The sequence below is a fragment of the Aeromonas sp. HMWF017 genome (genome assembly GCF_003061465.1).
Taxonomy (GTDB): Bacteria; Pseudomonadota; Gammaproteobacteria; order Enterobacterales; family Aeromonadaceae; genus Aeromonas; species Aeromonas veronii.
Map to the genome: position 1 here is coordinate 1 of NZ_QAJD01000054.1, position 6,989 is coordinate 6,989.

At 57.5% G+C, this 6,989-nt stretch carries 7 protein-coding genes and 1 pseudogene; all 8 read left to right on the forward strand.

The features are described from left to right. A pseudogene (locus DBR30_RS04520) lies at nt 1–371 on the forward strand (aminopeptidase PepB); the annotation flags it as partial. Nucleotides 372–638: 267 nt separating this feature from the next. After that, nucleotides 639–1,067, forward strand: a complete 429-nt coding sequence (gene ndk, locus DBR30_RS04525; RefSeq protein WP_005333805.1) for a nucleoside-diphosphate kinase — start codon at nt 639–641, stop codon at nt 1,065–1,067. 167 nt (nt 1,068–1,234) lie between these two features. Beyond that, complete coding sequence (locus tag DBR30_RS04530; protein ID WP_005344856.1) at nt 1,235–2,338, forward strand: bifunctional tRNA (adenosine(37)-C2)-methyltransferase TrmG/ribosomal RNA large subunit methyltransferase RlmN; 1,104 nt, start codon at nt 1,235–1,237, stop codon at nt 2,336–2,338. Nucleotides 2,339–2,349: 11 nt separating this feature from the next. After that, entirely contained in the window at nt 2,350–3,141 is a 792-nt protein-coding gene (gene tapF / locus DBR30_RS04535; RefSeq protein ID WP_085943024.1) for a PilW family type IVa pilus biogenesis/stability lipoprotein TapF, read from the forward strand. After that, the gene (gene rodZ, locus DBR30_RS04540) at nt 3,131–4,099 is read left to right on the forward strand and encodes a cytoskeleton protein RodZ (protein ID WP_108540334.1); all 969 of its coding nucleotides are present in this window, start codon (nt 3,131–3,133) and stop codon (nt 4,097–4,099) included. The genes tapF and rodZ overlap by 11 nt, the downstream gene beginning before the upstream one ends. A gap of 10 nt (nt 4,100–4,109) precedes the next feature. Then, nucleotides 4,110–5,225, forward strand: coding sequence for a flavodoxin-dependent (E)-4-hydroxy-3-methylbut-2-enyl-diphosphate synthase (gene ispG, locus DBR30_RS04545; RefSeq protein ID WP_005351050.1), 1,116 nt, complete (start codon nt 4,110–4,112; stop codon nt 5,223–5,225). Nucleotides 5,226–5,363: 138 nt separating this feature from the next. Continuing rightward, nucleotides 5,364–6,641, forward strand: coding sequence for a histidine--tRNA ligase (hisS, locus tag DBR30_RS04550; protein ID WP_042056135.1), 1,278 nt, complete (start codon nt 5,364–5,366; stop codon nt 6,639–6,641). A gap of 3 nt (nt 6,642–6,644) precedes the next feature. Further along, on the forward strand, nt 6,645–6,989 hold a 345-nt coding region (locus tag DBR30_RS21620), incomplete at its 3' end, for a YfgM family protein (protein ID WP_258224278.1).

Genomic DNA, 6,989 nt, shown 5'->3' on the forward strand with positions numbered 1-6,989 from the left:
TGATGGCGCTGGGTGGGCGCTACAATGCCCTGTTTGGCCTCGATAAAGGGCTGGTAAGCCGCGCCATGACCTATGCCGATGCCGAGCATGAGCCAGCCTGGCCGCTGCCGCTGGAGCCCTGGCACCGCCAGCAGTGCCCCTCCCATTACGCTGACACGGCCAACAGCCGTCCGGTGAAGGGGGGCGGGCCGGGTGGCGCCTCCAACGCGGCGGGTTTCCTCTCTCGTTTCGTTGCCAACGAAGGGATGGGCTGGTTGCATATCGATCTGGCCGCCTGCTTCAGTGACAACGGCGATGCCCTCTGGGCGCCGGGAGCCAATACTCTGGGGATGCGCACCATAGCGCGGGCCTTGCTGGCGGAAGCCAAATAGGCGAGACAAGGCACCTTTGGGTGCCTTTTTCATGCTGTTCGAATTGTGAACAAAAGATGGGGTTTTGGCGGCTTAAGGTAACTATCGTGCGCAAGCGCACATATTTTCCGGCTCTGCTCGGTCAAGATGAGTGTGGATGTTGATTGCAAGAGAGTGATGTTTAATAAAAAGTTGCTTGTTTGTGTGTTTTTCCGGTTTTTGTTTACGTATAATCGCCAGCGAACATGGATTCTAACAATAAAACTCTGTAGTTAAGGAAAGATATCAATGGCCATCGAACGTACCTTCTCTATCGTCAAACCGGATGCTGTCAGCAAGAACCTGATCGGTGCCATCTATAGCCGTTTCGAAAGCGCAGGCTTGAAAGTGGTGGCATCCAAAATGCTGCACATGAGCAGTGAACAGGCTGCCGGTTTCTATGCCGAGCATCAGGGCAAGCCTTTTTATGACAATCTGGTCAGCTTCATGACCTCTGGCCCTGTCATGGTGCAGGTGCTGGAAGGGGAAGACGCCATCCGTCGCAATCGCGAGATCATGGGTGCGACCAACCCGAAAGAGGCGCTGGCTGGTACCTTGCGTGCCTGTTATGCCGAGAGCATCGATCGCAACGCAGTGCATGGCTCCGATGCACCTGCATCCGCTGCCCGCGAAATTGCCTACTTCTTCTCTGACAACGAGATCTGCCCGCGCGGCTGATTTTTGTGGATGATGACCCAAGGGAGCCTCGGCTCCCTTTGTTGTTTTCGCCGTTTACGCAATATCCCTCTATTCTCCAGGTGGAAAGCCAGACCCATTATTTGTACAATGCCGCCCCCTGACGTCGTCAGCCAATAATTGATGAAGTGTTTGAACTGAGGCCATTGATGAGCGAAACAAAAATCAACCTGCTGGATCTTGATCGGGATGCCATGCGTGCCTTTTTCGTCGAACTGGGCGAGAAGCCATTCCGGGCAGATCAGGTCATGAAGTGGATCTATCACTTTGGGTGTGATGATTTCGATCAGATGACCAACGTCAACAAGGTGCTCAAAGAGCGCCTCAAGGCGATCGCCGAGATCAAGGCGCCCGAGATCAGCCGCGAGCAGCGCTCTGCCGATGGCACCATCAAGTGGGCTCTGCAGGTGGGCGATCAGGAGGTAGAGACCGTCTACATCCCGGAAGATGACCGCGCGACCCTCTGCGTCTCCTCTCAAGTTGGCTGTGCGCTGGAGTGCAAGTTCTGCTCCACGGCTCAACAAGGCTTCAACCGCAATCTGAAAGTCTCCGAGATCATCGGTCAGGTGTGGCGTGCGGCCCGCGTGGTCGGTGGCAAGCGTCCCATCACCAACGTGGTGATGATGGGGATGGGCGAGCCGCTGCTCAACCTCGCCAATGTGGTGCCCGCCATGCGTCTGATGATGGATGACTACGGCTTTGGCATCTCCAAGCGCCGGGTGACCATCTCCACCTCTGGCGTGGTACCTGCGCTGGACAAGCTGGGTGACCAGATCGACGTGGCGCTGGCTATCTCCCTGCACGCCCCGAACGACAAGTTGCGTTCAGAGATCATGCCGATCAACGACAAGTACAATATCGAGGAGTTCCTCGCCGGTGTCCGTCGTTACCTGGCCAAATCCAATGCCAACGGTGGTCGGGTGACCGTCGAGTATGTGCTGCTCGATCATATCAATGACGATATGCAGCATGCGCACGAGCTGGCCAAGGTGCTCAAGGACACGCCGAGCAAGATCAATCTGATCCCGTTCAACCCCTTCCCGGGCAACCCTTACGGCAAGCCGAGCAACAGCCGTATCGATCGCTTCTCCAAGGTGCTGATGGAGTACGGTTTCACCGTAATTGTCCGCAAGACCCGTGGTGATGACATCGATGCCGCCTGTGGTCAGCTGGTGGGTGACGTGATTGACCGTACCAAGCGAACTATCAAAAATCGGATGCAACAGGATGGGATTTCCGTCAAAATGGTTTAAATGCTAAGCCATTGTATAGACAGGGAATGGATACACGTACATTGATCGTAGTGGCAGCGCTCTGCGCGCTGCCAGGCTGTGTGACCGAGACCACTTACGCTGGCCAGAACTCGACCCAGCGTGAAGTGGGTCCTGACCTCAAGGCGGCTGCCCAAACCCGCCTTGACCTGGGTATCCAGTACCTGCGTCAGGGCAATGCCGAGCAGGCCAAGTTCAATCTTGACCGCGCCCTCCAGTATGACCCCTCCAACCCCCAGATCCAGATCGGTTTTGCCTACTTTTACCAGAAGGTAGGAGATTTCAAGGCAGCCGAGACCCATTACAAGAACGCCCTTGCCATGGATCCGTCCAATGCTGACGCAATGAACAACTATGGTGCCTTCCTCTGTGATCGCGGCAGGTATGCCGAGGCAGATCAGGCGTTCAACCAGGCTGTTATTCAGCCAGGTTACGTAAAAATTGCCGATACCTATGAAAATGCGGCACTTTGTGCGCTGCAAAATCGCAGAAATGATAAAGCAGGCGAGTACTATCGCCTGGCCTTGGGGTATAATCCCCGCAATCCAGGGTTATTGCTGGACTTGGCCGAGCTTTCCATGAAAGATGGCAAGCTGCCTGATGTGCAATCCTACCTCGCCCGTTTTGCCGATGTGTCAGACGAGAACGAGGAGAGTCTCTGGTTGAGACTTCGGCTGGCACAGGCGATGGACAAGCCGGCATTACTTCACCAATTCGGGACTGAGCTGGTAAGGCAATATCCCACTTCGCAACAAGCCAAGCGTTATTTAGCCAATGACTATTGAACAGCAACACGATTTCCAAGACGACTCCCAGGCAGTAGGCCCAGGCCAATTGCTGCGCAACGCCCGTGAACAGCTTGGCTGGACACGAGAACAGGTTGCGTCCCGCATTCACCTTCGTCTGACCCTGATCGCCGCTATCGAATCGGATACCTACGACAAGCACACCTCCCATACCTTTATTCGGGGCTATTTGCGTACCTATGCCAAGCTGGTCGGGATCCCCGACGAGACCATTCTGGCTGCTTACGACAAGCTGGGTCTGACTCCTCCCGACAATATCGACATGCAGAGCTTCTCCCGTCGCTCCCGCCAGCAAGCCAACGACAGTCGGCTCAAGGTGGTGACCTGGCTGGTGATCCTGGTGTTGATTGCGCTCTCGGTCGCCTGGTGGTGGCAGAGTACTTCCCGTCGCTCCGCCGGTGATGAAGCGCTGGCAGCCACCGAGATGAGTGCAACCGGTTCGACTCCGGCTGAACCTGCTATCACGCCGCCCGATGCGATCAACACAGCTCCGGTGGAAGGCGCTAACATCGCACCGGCCGCCACGGACGTGGCTGCCCCTGCAGTGGTCTCCGATGCGACTGCTACCCTGGCGCCTGCTTCTGCGGCTGTTGCCCCGACCGATGTCAGTGCGGCTGTCGGCACTGCGACCGATGCTGCAGTATCCGGTGCCAATGGCACTGAATCTGAAGAGGCTGTCGTTGATCCGGCGACTGCGCCGCAACTGAAGATGAGCTTCACCGCCGATTGCTGGCTGGATGTGAAGGATGCCAACGGCAAGACCCTGTTCAGTGGTCTGAAGAAGGCCAACGACGAGCTGGTGCTGGAAGGCGCCGAGCCCCTGAAGTTCATCATTGGCGCGCCCATGGCCGTCAAGCTTGACTACAAGGGTCAGTCGTTTGATATGAGCCGTTACAACAACGGTCGTACAGCCCGCTTCTCACTGCCGCAGGAGTAATCTGTTTCCCATGTCTTCTCACGAATCACCCATCATTCGTCGTAAATCCAGACAGATCATGGTTGGTAATGTACCGGTTGGGGGCGATGCCCCCATTACCGTGCAGACCATGACCAACACCAAGACCACAGATGTCGCCGCTACCATCGAGCAGATCCAGCGGATCGAGCGGGTCGGTGCCGATATCGTCCGTGTCTCCGTGCCCACCATGGAAGCGGCGGAAGCCTTCCGGCTCATCAAACTGCAGACCCGCATCCCCATCGTTGCCGATATCCACTTCGACTATCGCATCGCCCTGAAAGTGGCCGAGTATGGCGCTGACTGCCTGCGCATCAATCCGGGCAACATCGGCAACGAGCAGCGTGTCCGCTCTGTTGTCGATTGCGCGCGCGACCTCAATATCCCGATCCGTATCGGGGTCAATGGCGGGTCGCTGGAGAAAGATATCCAGGAGAAGTACGGCGAGCCGACCCCAGAGGCGCTGGTAGAGTCCGCCATGCGTCACGTGGACTATCTCGATCGTCTCGATTTCCAGGACTTCAAGGTGAGCGTCAAGGCCTCCGATGTGTTTCTGGCCGTCGGTGCCTATCGCCTGCTGGCCAAGCAGATCGAGCAGCCGCTGCACCTTGGCATCACCGAAGCGGGCGGTTTCCGTGCCGGTGCGGTGAAGTCTGCCATCGGTCTGGGCATGCTGCTTACCGACGGCATCGGCGATACCCTGCGTATCTCGCTGGCGGCGGATCCGGTGGAGGAGGTGAAGGTCGGTTTCGATATCCTCAAATCCCTGCGTATTCGCTCCCGTGGCATCAACTTTATCGCTTGCCCATCCTGCTCACGGCAGGAGTTCGATGTGATCGCCACCGTCAATGCGCTGGAAGAGCGGCTCGAAGATATCATCACCCCGATGGATGTCTCCATCATCGGTTGCGTGGTGAATGGCCCGGGCGAAGCACTCGTCTCCGATCTTGGTCTGGCGGGTGCCGCCAACAAGAGTGCCTTCTATGAAGGGGGCCAGCGGGTCGATCGGCTCGACAACAAGGATCTCATTCCAACTCTGGAGCGCCGCATTCGCGCCCGCGCCGCCATGCTGGATCCCGCTAACCGGATCCCGATGGACAAGGAGTGAGCGAAACAGGGCCACATTGGGTGGCCCTTTTTCCAGGTGACTGATTTTAAATCCCGCATCCGGATTCCCTGATTTTACCTTGGGGGGGAAAATCCCTATAATGCGGCCAAATTTTACCTCTTTTTCTCGAGTATCAACGTGGCAAAACAGATCCAAGCTATTCGCGGTATGAATGATTGCCTGCCGGAGCAGAGCCCGGTATGGCAGAAGGTTGAACAGATCCTGCGCCAGGTCGTTGCCAGCTATGGCTACAGCGAAGTGCGCATGCCGATTGTCGAGCAGACTCATCTGTTCAAGCGCGCCATCGGTGAAGTGACCGACGTGGTCGAAAAAGAGATGTACACCTTTGAAGATCGCAACGGCGACAGCCTGAGCCTGCGTCCGGAAGGGACCGCCAGCTGCGTCCGTGCCGGTATTGAACACGGTCTGCTCTACAACCAGGAACGCCGGATGTGGTACATGGGCCCCATGTTCCGTCACGAGCGTCCCCAGAAGGGCCGTTACCGCCAGTTCCACCAGTTTGGTGTCGAGCTCTTTGGCATCAACGGGCCGGACATTGACGCTGAACTGATCATGCTGACCCACCGTCTGTGGCGTCTGTTTGGCATCAGCGAGCATGTCACCCTGCAGCTCAATACTCTGGGTCAGAGCGCCGAGCGTGCCGCTTACCGCGATGCGCTGGTGGCCTATCTGGAGCAGTACAAGGATCAGCTGGACGAAGAGAGCCAGCGCCGCATGTACAGCAACCCGCTGCGGGTACTCGACTCCAAGGATGAAAAGGTGCAGGCCATTCTGGCAGATGCCCCGCGTCTGTTCGACCATCTGGGCGAAGAGAGCCTGGCCCACTTCGAGGGACTCAAGCGCCTGCTCGAGTCTGCCGGTATCAAATACGAAGTGAACGAGCGTCTGGTGCGTGGTCTTGACTACTACAACCTGACCGTGTTCGAGTGGGTCACCAGCAGTCTGGGTGCCCAGGGCACCGTCTGTGCCGGTGGCCGCTACGATGGTCTGGTAGAGCAGTTGGGCGGTCAACCGACCCCGGCCGTGGGCTTTGCCATGGGCATGGAGCGTCTGGTGCTGATGCTGGAAACTCTCGAGCTCAACGCCGATATCCGCCCGGCGGTGGATGTCTATCTGGCGATGGTGGGCGAGGGGACCGAACAGGCTGGCTTCCAGCTGGCCGAGCGTCTGCGCGATGCCCTGCCGGATCTGCGCCTGATGAGCCACTGCGGTGGTGGCAACTTCAAGAAACAACTCAAACGTGCCGACAAGAGCGGCGCGGCAATCGCCCTGATCCTTGGTGAGACCGAGGTGCAAAACGGGGAGATCACTATCAAATATCTGCGTGGTCAGGCCGAGCAACAGACCGTCAAGGTTGACGCCGCCATTGCCCTGCTGGCAGCCAAAGGAGAGTAAGCTGTGGAAGTCTATACCACCGAAGAACAACAGGTTGAGGTTATCAAGGAGTGGTGGAAAGAGAACGGAACCTCGGTGATTGCCGGGACCGTGATCGGTCTGGTCGGTCTGTTCGGCTGGCGCTATTACAACCAGCACCAGCAAGAGACCATGGAGGCCTCCTCCCACTCTTACAACCAGGTGATTGAGCAGCTGGCCAAGGGCGATGCCGCCGGTTTCGAGCAGGCACAACAGTTTGTTACCGCCAACAAGGGTGACTCCTACGGTGAACTGGCCGCTTTGCAACTGGCTGCTGCTGCCGTCAAGGCGGGCAAGCTGGATCTGGCTGCCGAGCAGTTGGAGCTGGTG

Bases quoted from the DNA above. Each gene is read 5' to 3' on its own strand.
- rodZ (WP_108540334.1), top strand. From the start codon at position 3,131: ATGACTATTGAACAGCAACACGATTTCCAAGACGACTCCCAGGCAGTA.
- ndk (WP_005333805.1), top strand. From the start codon at position 639: ATGGCCATCGAACGTACCTTCTCTATCGTCAAACCGGATGCTGTCAGC.
- ispG (WP_005351050.1), top strand. From the start codon at position 4,110: ATGTCTTCTCACGAATCACCCATCATTCGTCGTAAATCCAGACAGATC.
- DBR30_RS04530 (WP_005344856.1), top strand. From the start codon at position 1,235: ATGAGCGAAACAAAAATCAACCTGCTGGATCTTGATCGGGATGCCATG.